21 protein-coding genes are annotated in these 17,200 nt (G+C 71.2%); 9 read left to right on the top strand and 12 right to left on the bottom strand.

The window, feature by feature from the left end:
- Window positions 1-293 precede the first annotated feature (293 nt).
- Together FHS38_RS22785 and FHS38_RS22780 are read right to left on the bottom strand one after the other, a co-directional pair.
- Complete coding sequence (locus FHS38_RS22785; RefSeq protein WP_184736254.1) at window positions 294-932, bottom strand: NAD(P)-dependent oxidoreductase; 639 nt, start codon at window positions 930-932, stop codon at window positions 294-296.
- 36 nt (window positions 933-968) lie between these two features.
- On the bottom strand, window positions 969-1,862 hold the full coding sequence (locus FHS38_RS22780; protein WP_373301780.1) for an EamA family transporter: 894 nt from the start codon (window positions 1,860-1,862) through the stop codon (window positions 969-971).
- Window positions 1,863-1,937: 75 nt separating this feature from the next.
- Here FHS38_RS22780 and FHS38_RS22775 point away from each other — a divergent pair, with 75 nt between their 5' ends.
- Window positions 1,938-2,435, top strand: coding sequence for a MarR family winged helix-turn-helix transcriptional regulator (locus FHS38_RS22775; protein ID WP_184736250.1), 498 nt, complete (start codon window positions 1,938-1,940; stop codon window positions 2,433-2,435).
- Between the two features lie 25 nt (window positions 2,436-2,460).
- Here the strand turns inward: FHS38_RS22775 and FHS38_RS22770 are convergent, their stop codons facing one another.
- Together FHS38_RS22770 and FHS38_RS22765 are read right to left on the bottom strand one after the other, a co-directional pair.
- Window positions 2,461-3,942 (bottom strand): MFS transporter, encoded by a 1,482-nt coding sequence (locus FHS38_RS22770; protein ID WP_184736248.1) that lies wholly within the window; start codon window positions 3,940-3,942, stop codon window positions 2,461-2,463.
- Between the two features lie 147 nt (window positions 3,943-4,089).
- The gene (locus FHS38_RS22765) at window positions 4,090-4,578 is read right to left on the bottom strand and encodes a MarR family winged helix-turn-helix transcriptional regulator (RefSeq protein ID WP_184736247.1); all 489 of its coding nucleotides are present in this window, start codon (window positions 4,576-4,578) and stop codon (window positions 4,090-4,092) included.
- 104 nt (window positions 4,579-4,682) lie between these two features.
- Here FHS38_RS22765 and FHS38_RS22760 point away from each other — a divergent pair, with 104 nt between their 5' ends.
- A complete protein-coding gene (locus FHS38_RS22760) occupies window positions 4,683-5,261 on the top strand; it encodes a TetR/AcrR family transcriptional regulator (protein ID WP_184736245.1) in 579 nt (192 codons plus the stop codon).
- On the top strand, window positions 5,258-6,676 hold the full coding sequence (locus FHS38_RS22755) for an MFS transporter (RefSeq protein WP_184736243.1): 1,419 nt from the start codon (window positions 5,258-5,260) through the stop codon (window positions 6,674-6,676). The genes FHS38_RS22760 and FHS38_RS22755 overlap by 4 nt, the downstream gene beginning before the upstream one ends.
- A gap of 67 nt (window positions 6,677-6,743) precedes the next feature.
- On the opposite strand, the gene FHS38_RS22750 is transcribed toward FHS38_RS22755, so the two are convergent.
- Both FHS38_RS22750 and FHS38_RS22745 read right to left on the bottom strand, forming a co-directional pair.
- Window positions 6,744-7,511 (bottom strand): sensor domain-containing protein, encoded by a 768-nt coding sequence (locus FHS38_RS22750; RefSeq protein WP_184736241.1) that lies wholly within the window; start codon window positions 7,509-7,511, stop codon window positions 6,744-6,746.
- 253 nt (window positions 7,512-7,764) lie between these two features.
- Complete coding sequence (locus FHS38_RS22745; protein ID WP_184736239.1) at window positions 7,765-8,868, bottom strand: alkene reductase; 1,104 nt, start codon at window positions 8,866-8,868, stop codon at window positions 7,765-7,767.
- 66 nt (window positions 8,869-8,934) lie between these two features.
- On the opposite strand from FHS38_RS22745, the gene FHS38_RS22740 reads away from it, so the two are divergent.
- From FHS38_RS22740 to FHS38_RS22730, 3 genes are all read left to right on the top strand, one after another.
- Complete coding sequence (locus tag FHS38_RS22740) at window positions 8,935-9,318, top strand: MerR family transcriptional regulator (protein WP_184736237.1); 384 nt, start codon at window positions 8,935-8,937, stop codon at window positions 9,316-9,318.
- Between the two features lie 131 nt (window positions 9,319-9,449).
- Window positions 9,450-9,944 (top strand): cupin domain-containing protein, encoded by a 495-nt coding sequence (locus tag FHS38_RS22735; RefSeq protein WP_184736235.1) that lies wholly within the window; start codon window positions 9,450-9,452, stop codon window positions 9,942-9,944.
- A gap of 129 nt (window positions 9,945-10,073) precedes the next feature.
- Window positions 10,074-10,421: a DoxX family protein gene (locus FHS38_RS22730; protein WP_184736232.1), complete on the top strand. Its 348-nt coding sequence runs from the start codon at window positions 10,074-10,076 to the stop codon at window positions 10,419-10,421.
- A gap of 38 nt (window positions 10,422-10,459) precedes the next feature.
- Here FHS38_RS22730 and FHS38_RS22725 read toward each other — a convergent pair whose 3' ends face one another.
- The 4 genes from FHS38_RS22725 to FHS38_RS22715 all read right to left on the bottom strand — a co-directional run bounded on the left by FHS38_RS22725 (window position 10,460) and on the right by FHS38_RS22715 (window position 12,688).
- On the bottom strand, window positions 10,460-10,909 hold the full coding sequence (locus tag FHS38_RS22725) for an SRPBCC family protein (RefSeq protein WP_184736230.1): 450 nt from the start codon (window positions 10,907-10,909) through the stop codon (window positions 10,460-10,462).
- Entirely contained in the window at window positions 10,897-11,817 is a 921-nt protein-coding gene (locus FHS38_RS22720; RefSeq protein ID WP_184736228.1) for an RNA polymerase sigma-70 factor, read from the bottom strand. The genes FHS38_RS22725 and FHS38_RS22720 overlap by 13 nt, the downstream gene beginning before the upstream one ends.
- 101 nt (window positions 11,818-11,918) lie before the next feature.
- Entirely contained in the window at window positions 11,919-12,302 is a 384-nt protein-coding gene (locus FHS38_RS36390) for an erythromycin esterase family protein (RefSeq protein WP_373301799.1), read from the bottom strand.
- 182 nt (window positions 12,303-12,484) lie between these two features.
- Entirely contained in the window at window positions 12,485-12,688 is a 204-nt protein-coding gene (locus FHS38_RS22715) for a hypothetical protein (protein WP_184736227.1), read from the bottom strand.
- A gap of 280 nt (window positions 12,689-12,968) precedes the next feature.
- On the opposite strand from FHS38_RS22715, the gene FHS38_RS22710 reads away from it, so the two are divergent.
- A complete protein-coding gene (locus FHS38_RS22710) occupies window positions 12,969-13,514 on the top strand; it encodes a DUF4232 domain-containing protein (protein ID WP_184736225.1) in 546 nt (181 codons plus the stop codon).
- A gap of 209 nt (window positions 13,515-13,723) precedes the next feature.
- Here the strand turns inward: FHS38_RS22710 and FHS38_RS22705 are convergent, their stop codons facing one another.
- Complete coding sequence (locus FHS38_RS22705) at window positions 13,724-14,803, bottom strand: MerR family transcriptional regulator (RefSeq protein WP_184736223.1); 1,080 nt, start codon at window positions 14,801-14,803, stop codon at window positions 13,724-13,726.
- A 150-nt stretch (window positions 14,804-14,953) separates the two neighbouring features.
- Window positions 14,954-15,655, bottom strand: a complete 702-nt coding sequence (locus tag FHS38_RS22700; RefSeq protein ID WP_184736221.1) for an SDR family NAD(P)-dependent oxidoreductase — start codon at window positions 15,653-15,655, stop codon at window positions 14,954-14,956.
- A 91-nt stretch (window positions 15,656-15,746) separates the two neighbouring features.
- On the opposite strand from FHS38_RS22700, the gene FHS38_RS22695 reads away from it, so the two are divergent.
- Entirely contained in the window at window positions 15,747-16,346 is a 600-nt protein-coding gene (locus FHS38_RS22695) for a TetR/AcrR family transcriptional regulator (RefSeq protein WP_184736220.1), read from the top strand.
- A gap of 141 nt (window positions 16,347-16,487) precedes the next feature.
- A complete protein-coding gene (locus FHS38_RS22690; protein WP_184736218.1) occupies window positions 16,488-17,195 on the top strand; it encodes a hypothetical protein in 708 nt (235 codons plus the stop codon).
- Window positions 17,196-17,200: the final 5 nt, after the last annotated feature.

Raw genomic sequence — 17,200 nt, 5'->3', positions numbered from 1 at the left:
AGCCTTGACCTTGCCGGGTGCGGCGCCGTTTCCCGCTGCGCGGGGCTGTGACAGGTCGGTGGGGGGAGAAAAAACCAGTGGGCGCCCCGCACCCGACAGACACCCGGGACCACAGAGGGTTTGTTTTCCCCCACCCACCCACGGAAGGTGGCGGGTCGGAGCGGGCCCCTTGTCGGGCGTAAAGCGAAGCAGCCCGACAAGGGGCCCGCGGAGGCCCGACACCGCACCTGAACAGCCCCGCGCAGCGGATTCGGCCCCGCGCCAGCGGAAACCGGCACCGCACCCGACAACGGTCAGTACGCAGCCGTGAACCGAACCCGTCGGTGCCGCGGCTGTTCGGCCTCGTCCAGGAGGACCACCGCCAGGTCCTCCATGGAGATCGCCGAGTTACCGTCGGCATCGACGAGCAGCTCGTCACCGCCCAACCGGTAGGACCCGGTGCGAACGCCCGGTTCCAGCATCGCCGCCGGGCTCAGGTAGGCCCAGTCCACCTCGGACGAACCGCGGCAAGCAGCAAGCTGCGCGTTGCAGGCCAGGGCGATGCCCCGCCAGTCCGCGGGGAAGTCCGGGGCGTCGATCACGGTGGCGCCGCCCGTGCCGGGCACTATCAGGCTGCCCGCGCCGCCGACGACCAGCAGCCGCACGCCGGTGCCGGCGAGTCCGGTGAGCAACCCTTCGGTGGCCTTGACGAGTTCGCCCTCGCTGCCGGGTGCCGGGCGGGTCGCGCCGATGACGACGTCCTGGCCGGCGCTCAGCCGGGCCACGTCCTCGGCGTTCGAGGCGTCGCCGACGCGGGCCTCGGCCCCGGCGGGCAGTTGGGGGAAGCGTGCGGAGTTCCGGACGACGGCGGTGACCTCATGGCCCCGGGACAGTGCCTCGGCCACCACTCGGCTGCCCACGTTGCCGGCTGCTCCGAAGACGGTGATGCGCATGGTTCTCAAGCTCCTTGTGAAGAGGGGTGGTTCGGTTCAGCGTGAGGACGGGACGGGACGGGCCGGTTCGGGGGTCGCCGCCGGGATCTCCGTCTGCGGGCCCCGCGGGGCTTTGCGTATCTGTGCCACGACGAGGGCGCCGAGGACGACGAAGCCGCCCAGCGACTGTCCGACGGTGAGGTCCTGGTCGAGCGCGAGCCAGCCCAGCGTGGTGGCGACCAGGGGGCTGAGCAGCCCGAGGAAGGTCACGTTCGTCGGGGGCAGGGCACGGATACCCCGGAACCACAGGGCGTAGGTGAGGGCCCCTCCGATGATCGAGAGGTAGGCGTAGCCGGCCAGGTTCGCGGTGCTGAGCGTCGTCGGCGGGGGGCCTTCCACGACGAGGGCGACCGGGAGCAGCAGCAGACCGCCCGCGACGAGCTGCCAGCCGGTGGTCGCGAGCAGGGGTGCGGGCGAGGTCCACCGCTTGCTGAGGACGACTCCGGTGGCCATGACCACCGCGCTGGCGACGGCGGCCGCGATGCCGATGCCGTCCAGCTGGGCGTCGGCCCGCAGGACGAGCAGGCTGACGCCGCCGACCCCCGCGATGCCGGCGAGGGCGGTCCGCAGGGACACCCGCTCGCCGAGCAGGCCGGCGGACAGGCCGATGACCAGCAGGGGCTGCAGGGAGCCGATGGTGGCGGCGACCCCGCCGGGCAGCCGGTAGGCGGCGACGAACAGCAGGGCGAGGAACGCCCCGATGTTGAGGGCGCCGAGCACCAGCGCACGCCACCACCACACGCCTCGCGGCAGCCGCCGGGTGAACGCCACGAGCAGGAGGCCCGCCGGAAGGGCGCGCAGCACGGCGGCCAGCAGGGGGCGGCCCGGCGGCAGCAGTTCAGTGGTGACGAGGTACGTGGTGCCCCAGACGGCGGGCGCCAGCGCGGTCACAAGGATGATCCCGATCCGATTGCTTAGCACTAAGCAAACATATCTCACCGCTAAGAGATTGGCTAGAGTGGAGTCATGGCAGACCATGTGGACCGAGTACTGGAACAGTGGGCCGAGCGCCGCCCCGACCTGGACGTGTCGCCGATGGCGGTGATCGGGCGGCTGTCGCGGCTGCACCGGCTGATCGACGCCGAGCTGAATCGCACGTTCGCCGCGCACGGCCTCGACAAGGCGTCCTTCGACGTACTGGCCACCCTGCGCCGCAGCGGACCGGCGCCGTACTCCCTGACCCCCGCCGGGCTGATGCGGTCGTCGATGGTCACCTCGGGGGCCATCACCCAGCGCCTCGACCGCCTGGAGGCCCGGGGCCTGGTGACCCGCACGCCGAGCGCCTCGGACGGCCGCGTCGTGGACGTCACCCTCACCGAGGAGGGTCTCGCCCTGATCGACCGGGCCCTGCCCGACCACGTCGCCAACGAGGAGCGCATCCTCGCCGCGCTCTCGCGGCCCCAGCGGGACGCGCTCGCCGAGGGACTCCGCGATCTCCTGGAGTCCCTCGACGGCACCGCGTGACCGGGCCTTCCCGGCCGGGGGCGGATCAGGCGGCGATGACGTGCCCGTCGGCCTTCCGCCCGGCGGGCGCCTCCCGCCGGGGACGCAGCACGGTGAAGGCGATCGCGAAGGCGACGACGAGCAGCCCCGCGCCCACGGTGAAGGCCAGGTGGTAGCCGCCGGTCAGCGCCTCGGCGCGGCTCCGCCCGTCCGCGAGGAGGGCGTCGGTGCGGGAGGCGGCCAGCGTGGAGAGCACCGCGACGCCCAGGGCCATGCCGATCTGCTGGGTGGTGTTGAAGAGCCCGGAGGCGAGCCCGGCGTCCTCACCTCCCGCGTCCGACATGCCGAGGGTGGTCAGCGCCGGGAGCGCGAGCCCGAAGCCGGCGGCGAGCAGCATCACCGGGAGCAGGTCGACGAGGTAGTTGGCGTGGACCGGGAGGCGGGTGAGCCAGCCGAGGACCCCGATCAGGAGGGCGAGCCCGGCCAGCAGGACGTTGCGCTCGCCGAAGCGGGCGTTCAGGCGGGCGGAGACGCCCAGTGACACCGCGCCGATGACCGCCGCCGCCGGGAGCATCGCCAGACCGGTCTCGGCGGCGCCGTATCCGAGCACCTTCTGCAGGTAGAGGGCGACGAGGATCTGGAAGGAGAAGAGCGCGGCCACCATGAGGACCTGGACCAGGTTGGCGCCGAAGACGCTCCGCGACCGGAGGATCCGCAGCGGCATGAGCGGCGCGGCGGCGGTGGCCTGACGGGCGACGAACGCGGCGAGCAGCACGGCGGCGAGGGCGCCGAGGCCGAGGGTGTGCGCCGAGGTCCAGCCGTACTCCTCGACCTTGACGACGGTGTAGATCCCGAGCATCAGCCCCGCGGTGACGAGGAGGGCGCCGAGGACGTCGGCCCCGGCCTTGCGCCCGGCCCCACGGTCGGCGGGCAGCGCGGGCACGGCGAAGGCGAGGGCCGCGAGCCCGATCGGCAGGTTGATGAAGAAGATCCAGTGCCAGTCGAGCGCGTCGGTCAGGACGCCGCCGAGCACCTGGCCGAGCGAGGCGCCGGCCGCGCCGGTGAAGCTGAACACGGCGATCGCCCTGGCGCGTTCGCCGGGCTCGGTGAACAGCGTGACGAGGATGCCCAGGCTGACCGCGGAGGCCATCGCGCTCCCGACCCCCTGAAGGAACCGGGCGGCTATCAGCACCGCGGGGGACGCGGCCGCCCCCGCCAGCAGCGAGGCCGCGGTGAACACCCCGGTGCCGGCCAGGAACACGCGCTTGCGGCCGATCAGGTCGCCGAGCCGCCCGGCGAGCAGCAGCAGGCTGCCGAACGCGATCAGGTAGGCGTTGACGACCCAGCTGAGGCCGGCGGGCGAGAACCCCAGATCGCTCTGGATGGCCGGCATCGCCACGGTCACGATGCTGCCGTCGAGGACCGTCATCAGCATCCCCGTGGCGAGGACACCGAGGGCCGCCCAACGCGACCGCCCTCGCTCTCGCGGGAGGGGGGCGATGGAGGGAAGAGCGGGTGCGGCGGGCATGGCGGCCTCTCCTGTCAGTCGTGACGACAGGAGAGACCGTAGCAGATAGTTTTGTTGCAGACGATCTACTTCAGAGCGTTCCGAAGTCCATCAGGGCCCGCCGGCGGATCGAAAGCACACAAAGAGCCACCGGGCACGCCCCATCCCTCACTTCTCGCGCTGGCGCGCGCGCCGGGCCGGCCGGGGCCCCTCGACGGGGTTGGCGAGATGCCCGCCGACCAGCAGGTTCAGGGCTCGCAGCAGGGCCTTGCGGTCACCCTCGGGGAGCGCCGACAGCGCCTCCTCGTGCACCCGGTCGACGATCTCCTGACTCCGCGCGGCGACCCGGGCACCTTCCTCGGTGACCGCGATGATCCGGGCCCGCCGGTCCCGGGCTGACGGCCGTCGCTCGGCGAGCCCGGCCTCCTCCAGGGCGTCCACCGTCACCACCATCGTGGTCTTGTCCATGTCCCCGATCTCGGCGAGCCGGGCCTGGGTGCGCTCCTCCTCCAGGGCGTGGACCAGCACGCAGTGCATACGGGCGGTCAGCCCGATCCCGGCCAGCGCCGACGCCATCTGCGTGCGCAGCACATGGCTGGTGTGGTCGAGCAGGAACGAGAGGTCGGGTTCGGTGCGGGCGGGCGCCATGGCAGTCATGTTCGCCAGCGTAGCAATTCGATCCGTGGCGGATGATCCGGAAATAGACCTTCTGGGTGACGGGTTCAGTAGACACTGTCTACGCGCTTTGGTAGACAGTGCCCATGAGTGAGCGAGACATGGGCCTCAGGTCCCGTTTGATCGAGGTCGGCGTCGAGTTGGTGACGAGCGAGGGACTCCAGGCGCTGACCCTGCGGGAGATCGCCCGCCGGGCCGGGGTCTCTCACGGCGCCCCGCGCCGCTACTTCCCGACCCATCTGGACCTGCTGTCCGCCATCGCCCGTCAGGGCTTCGCCGACCTGGCCGCCAGGGTCACCGAGGCGGTGGGCGACGGCCGGGCGGCCCCCCGCGAGCGGCTCCTGGCGCTGGGGCGCGTCTACCTCGACTTCGCCCTGGCCAACCGCGGCATGTTCGAGCTGATGTTCCGGCACGACCTGCTGGAGAGCGACCGCCTCGGGCTGCGGGACACCAGCCTCCCGCTCTTCGGCATCCTCGTCGACCTGGTCACCCTGGTGCGGCCGGACGCGGACGCGCCGGTCGTCGCGGCCGCGCTGTGGGCGAATCTGCACGGCATCGCCCAGCTGTGGTGCTGGGGCAGCCTCCAACTCGCCACGGGCGCCCCGGACGTCGAGCCGCTGCTGCGCACCGCGCTGGACGCGCACCTGGGACCCGTGGGCCGATGAGCTCACGACGCCACCAGAACCTCACGCTCGTCGGCAGCGTCACCGGGGCCGTGATCGTCGCCCTGGACGGCACCGTGCTGACCGTCGCGCAGCCCACCATGCAGCGCGACCTGCACGCCTCGTTCACCCAGGTCCAGTGGGCCAGTACGGGCTATCTCATCGCCGTCGCGAGCCTCCTCGTCTTCGCCGGCCGGCTCGGCGACCGGTACGGCCACCGGCAGGTCTTCGCCGTCGGGAGCCTGGGGTTCGCCGTCACGTCGGCGGGCATCGGCCTGGCGCCCGGCATCGACTGGGTGATCGGCCTGCGCGTCGCCCAAGGGGTCTTCGGCGCGCTGCTGCAACCGGCCACCCTCGGCATGCTGCGCGCCGCGTACCCGCCCGACCGGCTCGGCATGCCCATCGCGCTGCGCACCAGCGCCATCGGGCTGGCGGCCGCGGCGGGACCCGTCGTCGGCGGTGCGCTGACCGCCCACTTCGGCTGGCGGGCCGTCTTCTTCCTCGGCGTCGCACCGGCGCTCGTGATCGGTGTGCTGGCGCTGGTCGTTCGCATCCCGGCACCCGAGCGGGCCGCAGACGTCCGCCTCGACCTGCCCGGCGCCCTCCTGCTCGCGGTGGCCCTGGTCTGCCTCGTCCACACCCTGGTCTCGATACCGGAAACCGGCTGGACGACGGCGATCACGCTGCAACTCGCCGCCGCGACGGCGGCCGGCGGCGCGTTCTTCCACCATGTGCGGCGCGCCGCGCACCCGTTGGTGCCACCGAGCGTGCTGCGCTCGGCAGCCGTCGCCTCGGCGCTCGGCATCCTGGTCGCGGCCTCGGCGTCGGTCTTCGGGGCCCTGTTCGTCGGCACCTATTTCCTGCAGGACGTCCTCGCGCTGGACCCCCTCCAGAGCGGGCTGAGGGCGCTGCCGCTGGCCGTGATGATGGTGCTGGGCGCGCCGGTCGCCGCCGTGCTGGTGCGCCGGTACGGGCCCCGCCGGACGGCCGGGGCGGGGATGGCGCTCCTCGCCCTCGGCATCTTCCTCTTCGCCCGGCTCGACCGGGCGGCCGCGGCCGCGGAGATCGGCGGCTGCTTCCTCGCGATGGGAGCCGGCTTCGGCGCGGTGATGGTCACCGCCACGGCCGTCGTCGTGCGGCACGCGCCCGTGGAGCACGCGGGCGTCGCGGGCGGACTCCAGCAGACCGCCATGAACGTCGGCCCGACGCTGGGGGTCGCCGCGGCCACCATGCTGATGAGCCTCGCCGGACCCGGCTCCGCCACCGGCCCGGCGCACGGCGACGGCCCGCGCTGGCCCGACGGGGCCTTCGTCACCGCGATGGGGTCCACCCTGGCGGCCCTCGCGGCCGTCGCCGCGCTCGGCGCGCTGCTGGCGGTCAAGCTGCCGGTGTCGCGCGCGGACACCGGCCACGGATAGCGGATACGCGCGACCCCACCCCGGCGTCGGATGCCGGGGCGGGGTCGCGGTTTCAGCCCGGGAAGGGTCAGCCCAGCTTGCCCAGCTGCGCGTCGACGACGGCCTTCGGCTGGTCCGCCTTGCCCGCGAGGCTCATGGCGAAGAAGGTCGCGAGCGTGCTGCCCTTGCGCGACGCCACCACGTGGGTCGTGCCGCTCGAGCCGTCCGCGTCGAGCGTCAGCGTGAAGGCGACCGCCTCGTCGCCACCGCTGAACGTGGCGGGGGCCACCTTGCTGATCTTCGTCTTGTCCGAGCCGACGATCATGGTGAACCCGCCGGTGCAGGCCTTGCCCGCCGCGCTCAGCTTGGCGAGGGCCTCCTGGGCGCCCTTGCCCTCGTAGGAACCGAGGACGTCGGACGTGATCGTCCCGCCGAGGGCGCTCAGACCGGCCTTCGCCTTCTCCTCGGGGGAGGCGTCCTCGGCCGGCTTCGGGGGCATCGCCATGATCTTGCGCACCGCCGTCGCGGCGGGCTTGCCGCCGGACTGGAGGGTCATGGCGTCGAGGAGCGGCTTGCACTCGGCCTTGTCGGTGGTGGCGGCCTTCACCGAGGCGAGGTCCGCCTCGCTGGCGTTGGTGACCTTGTGGTCCTTCAGGTCGCTCTCGACGAGCATGAGCTTGTCCAGCTCCGCCTTGGAGAGGACCTTGCCGGCGGACGCGCTCTCCTTGCCCTTCTCCTTGCCCTCGGAGGAGGCTTCGGCGGCGGGCTTGTCGGACGACCCGCAGGCGCCGACGAGCAGCGCGAGCGAGACGGCGGAGGCGGCGACGGCGGTACGACGGACGATGGTGCGGCGCATGAAACGGCTTTCCTTCTTGTCTCGGTGAACAACGCTCCCCACGCGAAGTCCACTCGACCGGTGACACGCGGAATTTGTTGTGAACACTGAAAATAAGGCCTGTTCCCGCCTTGCGATCAGGGGAATGCCCTGCTCTTCGCAATCGTGACGCCCGTGCAATCCCAGGGCCATCCAATCGAGACGCATTCACGTACAACCTTCACCCACGTGACCGAGACCACTCCCGCACCCGCTGCCCTGGGGGCCCTGGCCGTCAGGCGGCGGCCAGCACGGGGTAGTCGGTGTACCCGGCCTCCCCGCCCACGTACATCAGGCCCTTGTCCCCCACCGGGTTGAGCGGGGCGCCGACGCGCAGCCGCTCGACGAGGTCGGGGTTGGCCAGGAACGCGCGGCCGAGCGAGATCAGGTCGGCTCCCGCCGCCAGCAACCGCTCGCCCGCCTCCCGGCCGCCGTCGGCGGGCAGCGGCCCTCCCCACCCCAGCACCGGGTTGGCCATCAGGGTGCCCGGCCAGGCCTTCCGGATGGCCTGGAAGAGGGGCTGCTCCGGGTCTGCGAAGACGACGTGCAGGTAGGCCAGGCCGGTGTCCGCCAGCGCCTCGACGAGCGCCGGGTAGATGCTCCCGGTGTCGCCCTCGTCGATGCCGTTGACGGTCACTCCCGGGGAGATGCGCAGGCCCACCCGCTCGGGGCCGATGGCCTCGGCGACCGCCTTGACCACCTCGACGGCGAACCGGATGCGGCCGGCGACCGAGCCGCCGTAGGCGTCGGTGCGGTGGTTGGTGCCCCGCGCCATGAACTGGTGCAGGAGGTGGCCGTTGGCGGCATGCACCTCCACTCCCGCGAAGCCGGCCTCCATGGCGTTGCGGGCAGCGGCCGCGAAATCGGCCACGGTGGAACGGATGTCGTCGAGGGACATCTCCCGGGGCACGACGGCGTCCTGGAGTCCACTGGGCGTGTGGATCGTCTCCGGGAGCGGTACCGGCGACGGCGCGACCGGGGTCAGCCCGCTGTTGTCGGGGTGTCCGACCCGGCCCCCGTGCTGCAGTTGCAGGAACATCCGGCCACCCTCGGCCCGCACCGCATCGGTGACGCGCCGCCATCCGGCCACGTGCGCCTCGTTGTAGATCGCGGGGATGTTGGGATAGGTCTGCCCCACGGCGTTCGGCGTGGCGGCCTCGGCGACGATCAGCCCCGCGGAGGCGCGTTGCGCGTAGTACGTGGCCATGATCGGCTGCGGGACGCCGTCGGCGCCGGCGCGATTGCGGGTCAGCGGCGCCATCACCAGACGGTTCGGCAGCGCGAGAGCGCCGAGGCTGGTGGGCTCGAAGAGGCGGGAGTCAACTCGTGTGTTCGTCATGCCCGTACGGTAAAAGTTGACACCAATGTCAGGTTCAAGTGCGCACATCGGCGGACGGGGTGGGGAATGCGGATCGGTGAACTGGCTCGACGCACCGGCGTGAGCGAGCGTTCGTTGCGCTACTACGAGACGCAGGGTCTGCTGAGGGTCGAGCGCACCCCCAGCGGCCACCGCGTCTACGGCGACTGGGCGGTCGACCGGGTCATCCGCATCCAGGCGCTCTACGCCGCGGGACTGAACAGCAAGAAGATCGCGCTGCTGCTCCCCTGCATGCGGGACACGGACGGCGCCCCGTCCGAGATCGCCACCCCGCAGCTGGTCACCGAACTCGCCACGGAGCGGGACCGCATCAACCGGATGATCACCGACCTGATCCGCTCCCGCGACGTCCTGGACGAAGTGATCGACACGGCGTCGGACCGCCTCCGGCCCGCCCTGGTCGAACCGTGACGGCAGCGAGAATTGACCCATTTTCTTGGCATGGAAATGCACCCTGGGGAAGGTCGCTTGGGCGCCTAGAGTCGTACTCACGAAGCCACGGCAGAAGCCCGGGGCCGCAGCCCGGAACAGGGAGTACCACCATGAACGCCACCGCACTCAAGCCGGTTCTGACCCGCTCCGCCGACGCCGAGACCACCTGCGACCCCAGCAGCGTCATGACCCTGCTCGCCGACTGCGGCACCGACGGCAGCTCGCTCACCAGCTACCGCTCGACCTTCAGCGAGGGGGCGGTGGGCGCCCCGGCCCACTTCCACACCCGGGCCTCGGAGCTCTTCTTCGTCATCAGCGGCTCCCTCCAGGTGCTCGTCGACGACGAGATCAAGATCCTGAACGCCGGTGACCTCCTGCTCGTGCCGCCGCACACCCCGCACGCCTTCGCGGCGGCCCCCGGCTGCGAAGCCGATGTGCTGTTCGTCTTCACGCCCGGCATGCCGCGCTTCGACTACCTCCGCCTGCTCGGCCGGGTGATGCGGGGCGAGGCGAGCCCGCAGGAGATCAAGGACTCCTCCGAGCACTTCGACAACCACTACGTGGACAGCCCGGTGTGGCGCGCCGCCCTCGAAGCCGCGAAGTAGAGGACGGCGCCCGAGGCGCGCGAATTGATCTCGTTCATCTGTCACATCTCCATATCGCGGCGGGTCATAGCAGTGAGGAACCCCGGCCGGAGCGCGTCGCTCCGGCACCCGCCCGATAGGAGCATCCCGATGTCCACCACCTACGTCGTCGTCACCCTCCTGGCCGCCGCCATGACCGGCTTCTCGGCCGTCTCCGTCTTCCTCCGCGCCAAGTGGGTCGTGGAGCCGATGGCCGACTACGGCGTCCCCCGGTCGTGGCTCCTCCCGCTCGGCACGGCCAAGGCCGCGGGGGCGGTGGGGCTGCTGGTCGGCCTGTTCCTGCCGGTCATCGGGGTCATGGCGGGGATCGGCCTGGCGCTGTACTACGCGGGCGCCGTCATCACCGTGATCCGGGCCCGCTGGTACGCGCACATCCCCTTCCCGCTGCTGTACGCGGCGCCGGTGGTCGGCGCCCTGGCCCTGGGATTCACCGCCTGACCTGCGCCGTTCGACCCCGGATCCAGGCCGGCGGCCGACTAGGGGCGCTTGGCCAGCGCGGCACCGGCGGCATCGAGGATGTTGCCGAAGGTGCGGGTGATGATCGGCCGCGCGACGCGCCGGGTGAGGAGGCCGCCGAGCAACGGGACGGGGATCTCGGCGCGGGTGGTCCAGCACACCCGGGTGCCGCCCTCGACCTCGGTGAACGTCATGCGGCCGAGTTCGTGCCGGGACGGCGGCAGGCTGCGCTCGACGACGTACTCGGTGGCGTACGGCGGGTCGTAGTGGGTGATGCGCTCCCGGAACCAGCCGATCAGCCAGAGATGACTGCGCACCGCGCCGACCCCGTAGGGCGCACCCTCGCCGCTCCGGGTCAGACGGCAGCGCACCACCAGGGGCGAGCTCGTGTAGTTGGTGGTCGTGGTGAGCCAGGCGAACACCTCGTCGATCGGGGCGTCGATGACACGTTCGACCGTCATGGTTTCCATGGCTGGGATGCTCCTCTGTCGAGTGGGTGCACCGTGTCGGCGCCGTGCAGCTTGTCCGGGTTGCGGATGCCGTAGAGGCCGGTGATCCGTCCGTCGTGGATCTCGAACGCGACCAGCCAGTCGAGTTCACCGCCCGTGAGGAACCGCGCCGCGGGCATGCCGTTGTAGGTGGTGTGCTCGACATGGGTCGTCGCGGCACTGTTGCGGATCACCTTGATGACGAACCGGGCGACGTCGTCGCGGCCGGTGATCGGGCGCCGGGCGGCGACCACCTTCCCGCCGCCGTCGGAGATCTGGACGACGTCGGGCGCCAGCAGGTCCATCAACGCCTGGATCTCACCGGTCGCCGCCGCGAGCAGGAACCGCCGGACGACCTCGCGGGAGGCATCGCAGTCGGGATCGAAGCGGCGGCGCCGCGCGTGGACGTGCCGCCGCGCGCGGTGGGCGATCTGCCGGACGGTGACCTCGGTCTTCCCGACCGAGAGGGCGATCTCGCCGTGGGTGTAGCCGAAGACGTCGTGCAGCACGAACACCGCTCGCTCGGTCGGGTTCAGCGTCTCCAGGACGAGCATCACGGCCATCGACACCGACTCGGCCAGGATCGCGTCCTCGCTCACCTCGGGTGCGGTGCGGATCGGCTCGGGCAGCCACGTGCCGACGTACTCCTCGCGCCGCGCCCTGACCGCGCGCAGGTGGTTGAGGGCCTGCCGGGTCACCACGCGGACCAGGTAGGCGCGCGGATGCTCGACCGCGGCCGGATCGACCGCGCTCCACCGCAGATAGCTCTCCTGCAGCACGTCCTCGGCGTCGGCGGCACTGCCCAGCATCTCGTAGGCAATGGTGAACAACAGCGGACGGTGCTCGGTGAAGGCGTCCTCCACACCCGGCTCCTCTCCTCGGATGCCCATCGAGACACCCCGCACCGGGGAACCGTGACAGCCCGCCGCTGTGATCCGCTTCACAGGTGTGGCACCCGCCGGCCGGCAGACGCCCGGTTCGCACTGGGGCACTACAGCTTGCCCGCCTCCCGAACGGCATGGCGGTGGACCAGGACGTCGTAGGCCCTGTCGATGGCGATCTCAGGCTTCTTGCCGTTCGGGCACTGCGTGCCGACGCCGGACGTCGGGCGCGAGGCGTCCGGCCAACTGCGCGCTACGGCAGGGGCCTTGCGCAGGTCGACGCAGGAGTCACGGCGCCGTCCCTGGTCGAGCGTGTGCTCGTTCGCGCCGGGACCGGCCGGGGCGACGGTGAACTTCTTCCACTCACCGCCGAGCGCCTCGCCCCTGGAGAGGCAGGAGCCTGGTCGAAGGCGGGGCCGATGGCGAGGCGGTCCGCGCGCGCCGCTGTGGGGCCGGCGTCGCGGGCAGGGCGAGAGCCGCTGCTGCGAGCCGATTCCCGTTGCTGATCACGTGTGACCACTCCCCAACGAGCCTGGTGTCAAGCGCTGCTGAGGACATGGTCACGTGCGCGGGGGGCCCGGGCGCGCCGGGGCCGGCCCGACCCCTTCCCGGGGGGATGTCCCCACGACTCGGGCCCCAGGGCCCAGGCGCCCTGGGCCGCCGAGAGGTGCGGGGCTCAGAGGTAGTAGATCGCGTCCACCTGCCCGTCGGAGCGGTTGGAGATCCCGAACTCCCCCGCAGCCTGCGGGGGCTCGGAGTTGACGAAGATCACGGCTTCTTCGAGGGTCGCGAAGGTCTGGAAGTGCCAGGTCTTGGCCGGGGCGTCGGCCGCGACGATCTCAGCCTTGATTGCCAGGGCGTCCGCTCGGGAGGTGGCCATCGGAAGCAACTCCTGTCCGGTGTTGTGAGGCGATGCGTTCACCGCCCGTGGTAGCCGTATGCCGTCGCGCCCGGGTCACGCCGCTCCGGTACCCGACGATCTTTCACCGGATCAGGCCAAGGCGCCGGTGCGGCGCACGCGCGGAACCGACCGGAACCGGGACGCCGCCGGACGTTAGCGGGACGGCAGCCGCACGTGAGCGGGACGGCAGCGGGCCCGGCCAAGCTGAACACATCGCGGAAAACACCGCGATATCCACGCATTTACCCAGGAGCCCGTCATGCGCACTTCTCGCATCCGCACCACCGCAGCGGCCGCCGCGACCGTGGCCGCCACGCTGGCCCTGACCCTGAGCGCCGCCGGCGGCGCCACGGCCGCCACCGGCAAGGCCGCCGACGTCCGCGCGTGCGACGGCCAGGAGATGTCCTACACCGTGCTGCACCGCTTCCCGCAGCAGCAGGGCGAGCACCTGCTCATCACCGCGAAGAACGCCGACTCCAAGCCCTGCTGGGTCACGTCGTACCCGTCCGTCATGCTCGGCGACAGCGTGAACGTGCTGCCCCACTCGCGCAAGGACGCCCCGGGCGGCAGCACCCGCATCACGATCAAGCCCGGCGGCAAGGTCTACTCGGCCGTGAACCTCTTCTCCGACCACGTGAACACCCACACCTCGGAGAGCTTCTCCCTCGCCATGCGCAACGAGGAGGGCGGCACCGGCCCGGCCGCCGAGCAGACCTCCTTCGGCAGCGACGGCACCCCGTCGAAGTTCACCTGGACCGAGGCGGACGTCCTCAACTGGAACACCGCCAAGCCCTACGATTTCTGAGCCTTCCACGCGGCCTGAAGTGGGCCATGGCGCCATAGCCGTTGCCGGCGTGGAGCCCGCCCGGCCCGTGCCGTCGGCGTACGCGGCGGCACGGCCCGGGGAGCCCGGTCCCGCTCTCCTGGCGTGCTGGGCGAGTCGGTACTCGCCGGCATCACGGATGAGTTCCCGAGAGCGGACCTCGTGCAACGCGACGCGCCTGCCGCTCACCCCTACTGATGGAGCTCCACGACGTCGGCGACCACGCAGCTGACGTTGTCGGGGCCGCCGGAGCCGTTGGCGAGGGCGACGAGTTCGCGGACCGCCTGCTCGGGCTCCGTGATCCCGGCGAGCACCCGGTGGATTTCCTCGGTCGGCACGACGGTGGACAGACCGTCGGAGCAGAGCAGGTATCGGTCTCCCTGCTGCGCATCGTGCAGACGCATGTCGGGGGTGGCATCGGCTCCTTGCCCCAGGGCTCGTACCAGCAGCGACCGCTGGGGGTGGGAGGCGGCTTCTTCCGGGCTGATGCGTCCTTCGTCGACCATCGACTGCACCATGGTGTGGTCGTGGGTGATCTGGAACAGCTCTCCGCCGCGCAGGAGATGGACGCGGGAATCGCCGATGTGGACGAGGGCCAGTTGTGATCCGGTCCAGAGCATCGCGGTGAGTGTCGTGCCGACCTCTTCGGGGGAGGAACCGGCCCCGGCGACGTCGTGCACGGCCTGCTTGGCCCGGTCGAATACGTCTTCGAGGGCGTTGAGGAGATTGCCTGCCGGGATGCTGTCGGTTTCGAGGTGCTTGAGCACGTCGACGGCGGCCGCGCTCGCGGGGGCCCCTTCCCTGCCGTAGCCGTCGGCGACGGCGAGCAGGCGGGACCCGGCGTAGGCGGTGTCCTGGTTGCTCTCACGGACGAGGCCCGTGTCGGAAAGTGCGGCGTAACGGATTCCGAGGGGCTCGGCGATCGCTGACATGGCGGGGTCCTTCCAGGACAGGTGGTCGATGAGGAAGGTGGCCAGACCTCGCCGTGCGGCGGTGTCGGCTTCGGCCTGGGCCCAGAACGCGCGGATCTCCTGGGCCGCCGGGCCTGCCTCCAGCGTGCAGACGTGCTGGATGCGGGCGAGGGGCATCCCCAGGCGCCGGAGCCAGGCGACCAGCCTGGCCTGGTCCAGTTGTTCCGGTGCGTAGAGGCGGTAGCCGGTCACCGGGTCGACGCGAGCGGGGGTCAGCAGGCCGAGCTCGTCGTAAAGGCGCAGCGCCTTCGGCGACAGCCGGGATGCCTTCGCGAACGCCCCGATGGTCAGCAACCCCATGCCCGCTCTCCTCCTCATGCCGGGCACATCGCCCGGCCCCACCGATGCTGTGGCCTCCCCCAAGGTGAAGGTCAACCAAGGTTTCTGCTTGGCCCGTTGGCCGGCCCCCACTGGTTCAGGGTCGTGATCAGCTGAGAACGCCGCTCCGCTCTACCACGGGACGCTCTTGCCGTGGCGGTCCAAGAACCGCAGGCCGGGGGCACCGGCTTGCGCTTCGAGGACGTCGACGACGGCTGGGATGCTCTCCTGGGGGGCGAGTGGCGCGTCGGGCCCGCCGAGCCGGGTCCGATTGTGGCCGGGGTCGATGAGCAGCTTGGTCTGTCCGTCCTCCGCGTGGCGGGTGGCATAACTGCGCATCAGCTGGTTGAGCGCGGCCTTGCTGGCCTTGTAGAGCTCGTAGCCGCCCTCGGTGTTCCGCGAGATGCTGCCTTGGTCGGAGGACATGACTGCGACGGTCCCGCCGGGCGCGACGAGTCCGCGGAGGGCCTCAAGGGCGCGCAGCGGACTCAATGCGTTGGTGATCATCACGTCCGTGAACATGTCGGTCGAGACCTCATGGATCGGCAGATTCCCTCGGTCGATCGCAGCGTTGACGAAGAGCAGATCGAGTCGACAGCCTTCGCCTTCCAGACGCTCGCGCAGCGCGGCCAGTTGGTCGGAGCTCGTCATCTCCAGCGATTCGACCGTCAGCTGCCCGTTCCAGGCTTCAGCATGCGCCGGCAACTCGCCGACGTCCTGGCGCGTCGTGGCGATGACGCGCCAGCCGCGTCGAGCGAGCTCGTCGGCGAGGAAGAGCCCTAACCCTCGAGAGGCTCCGATGACGAGGGCCTTGCGGTGGGACGTGGCGGACATATGACACCCCTTCACGGTAGGAAAATTAGAGTAGACGCACCGTTGCGTCCATACAACACTCCAAGGGCTGCCACTGGGTAGGGTGTCTCCCATGCCCGCAGCCAGCCCTCAGCCCCGCAGGCCGCGCGCCGGCAGCAGGCGCGACGAGGCCGCACGCCTCGCCGTGCTTCACGCCGCAGACGATCTGCTCGTCGAGCACGGCTTCGGCGCTCTGACCGTCGAGGCGATCGCGCGTCGCGCCGGCGTCGCCAAGCAGACGATCTACCGCTGGTGGCCTTCGAAGGTCGAGATCCTCCTCGACACGCTCATCGAGGACAGCGACAAACGCCTCCCCGTCCCGACGGAGAGGCCCACGGCAGAGAGCATCCGCGGCTACCTCGGCGACTTCGCGCGATTCCTCACCGACGACCCCGCCGGCAAGGTCCTGCTCGCGCTCATCGCCGAGGCGCAGCACGATCCCCACACGGCCAAGAGCTTTCACACGCGCTATCTCGGTCCACGCCGTGACCAAGAGCGAGACATGCTCGCGCGCGCGATCGACGCCGGTGAGGTCTCACCCCGACTCGGCCTCGACGCCACGATCGACGCCCTCGTCGGCCCGATCGTCTACTGCGCCCTGACGGGATCGAGCATTCCCCGCGATCTGGCGGACACCCTTGCCGAGGGGCTGCTCAGGCCCCGCTCGAACTGAGTGCCCTCTCAGAGGTTCGCCGACCCGACCAGGCGGGCACGCTCAGCGTGGTCGAGCGTCGGCGGGCAGCGCCTTCCCGCCGGGACGCGACCCCAGATCGCGCCGGACCTGAGCGGAGCTGACCGGGACCTGGCGATTCGGTTGCCGACCCGTCCGGAAGGCTCCCCCTGGTGGATCCTGCACCTGCGCGGCGTGCACCTGGAGCGCGGCGATGGCTCCGGCTCTGAGGACCACCCTGCCGAAGGCGCTTCGGACCCCATCCTGGTCGACGCCCTGGGAGACCCGGTGGTCGCAGCATGGACGTCACCTGCGGGCAGCCAACGCTGGTATGTGATCCCGGACGGCACCAGCTGGGACAACGTGCTGGGCTGGCTGGCCCATCGGGCGCTGCCGGAGCACGTGCCCGATGTACTGCGTAGGGCGCGGTCGCCGTACTTCGTCGACCCCGATCGGCAGAGCGTCGGTGAACAGACCGCTCGGCAGACCCTGGACGACCTGGAGGCGCAGTACGCTGACGAAAAACGCCAGTTGGAGCGGACGCTGCGGGAGGCCAAGGAGAAGGCGGAGCCGGTGCGGTACGGGCTGCTGCACGGGAGCGGCTCCGAGCTGGTCAACGCGGTGGCGCAGGTCCTGGCCGACGCCGGGATGCATGCCGTCGATCCGGACGAGCAGCTCGGCGGTACGAAGTCCGCCGACCTGCTCGTCAGCGCCGAAGGTGTATCGGCGCGCCTGGTGGAGGTCAAGGGCGTTTACGGGCCCGCGCAGGAGCACCTAGTCGGGTACCTCCAAGGCATCTGGAGACCTGGCCGCAGCTGCGGCCGGACGAGCCGGTCTCCGACGGTGTGCTGATCGTC

Origin of the sequence: Streptomyces netropsis, from assembly GCF_014203545.1 — a bacterium.
GTDB classification, from domain to species: domain Bacteria; phylum Actinomycetota; class Actinomycetes; order Streptomycetales; family Streptomycetaceae; genus Streptomyces; species Streptomyces netropsis.
Note: the sequence above shows the minus strand (reverse complement) of the source record. Positions and strands in the feature narration are given on the sequence as shown.

Excerpts from the sequence above, each read along its gene's own strand:
- FHS38_RS22785 (WP_184736254.1), bottom strand. The coding sequence starts at position 932 with ATGCGCATCACCGTCTTCGGAGCAGCCGGCAACGTGGGCAGCCGAGTG.
- FHS38_RS22775 (WP_184736250.1), top strand. The coding sequence starts at position 1,938 with ATGGCAGACCATGTGGACCGAGTACTGGAACAGTGGGCCGAGCGCCGC.
- FHS38_RS22770 (WP_184736248.1), bottom strand. The coding sequence starts at position 3,942 with ATGCCCGCCGCACCCGCTCTTCCCTCCATCGCCCCCCTCCCGCGAGAG.
- FHS38_RS22765 (WP_184736247.1), bottom strand. The coding sequence starts at position 4,578 with ATGACTGCCATGGCGCCCGCCCGCACCGAACCCGACCTCTCGTTCCTG.
- FHS38_RS22760 (WP_184736245.1), top strand. The coding sequence starts at position 4,683 with ATGAGTGAGCGAGACATGGGCCTCAGGTCCCGTTTGATCGAGGTCGGC.
- FHS38_RS22755 (WP_184736243.1), top strand. The coding sequence starts at position 5,258 with ATGAGCTCACGACGCCACCAGAACCTCACGCTCGTCGGCAGCGTCACC.
- FHS38_RS22750 (WP_184736241.1), bottom strand. The coding sequence starts at position 7,511 with ATGCGCCGCACCATCGTCCGTCGTACCGCCGTCGCCGCCTCCGCCGTC.
- FHS38_RS22745 (WP_184736239.1), bottom strand. The coding sequence starts at position 8,868 with ATGACGAACACACGAGTTGACTCCCGCCTCTTCGAGCCCACCAGCCTC.
- FHS38_RS22740 (WP_184736237.1), top strand. The coding sequence starts at position 8,935 with ATGCGGATCGGTGAACTGGCTCGACGCACCGGCGTGAGCGAGCGTTCG.
- FHS38_RS22735 (WP_184736235.1), top strand. The coding sequence starts at position 9,450 with ATGAACGCCACCGCACTCAAGCCGGTTCTGACCCGCTCCGCCGACGCC.
- FHS38_RS22730 (WP_184736232.1), top strand. The coding sequence starts at position 10,074 with ATGTCCACCACCTACGTCGTCGTCACCCTCCTGGCCGCCGCCATGACC.
- FHS38_RS22725 (WP_184736230.1), bottom strand. The coding sequence starts at position 10,909 with ATGGAAACCATGACGGTCGAACGTGTCATCGACGCCCCGATCGACGAG.
- FHS38_RS22720 (WP_184736228.1), bottom strand. The coding sequence starts at position 11,817 with ATGGGCATCCGAGGAGAGGAGCCGGGTGTGGAGGACGCCTTCACCGAG.
- FHS38_RS22715 (WP_184736227.1), bottom strand. The coding sequence starts at position 12,688 with ATGGCCACCTCCCGAGCGGACGCCCTGGCAATCAAGGCTGAGATCGTC.
- FHS38_RS22710 (WP_184736225.1), top strand. The coding sequence starts at position 12,969 with ATGCGCACTTCTCGCATCCGCACCACCGCAGCGGCCGCCGCGACCGTG.
- FHS38_RS22705 (WP_184736223.1), bottom strand. The coding sequence starts at position 14,803 with ATGGGGTTGCTGACCATCGGGGCGTTCGCGAAGGCATCCCGGCTGTCG.
- FHS38_RS22700 (WP_184736221.1), bottom strand. The coding sequence starts at position 15,655 with ATGTCCGCCACGTCCCACCGCAAGGCCCTCGTCATCGGAGCCTCTCGA.
- FHS38_RS22695 (WP_184736220.1), top strand. The coding sequence starts at position 15,747 with ATGCCCGCAGCCAGCCCTCAGCCCCGCAGGCCGCGCGCCGGCAGCAGG.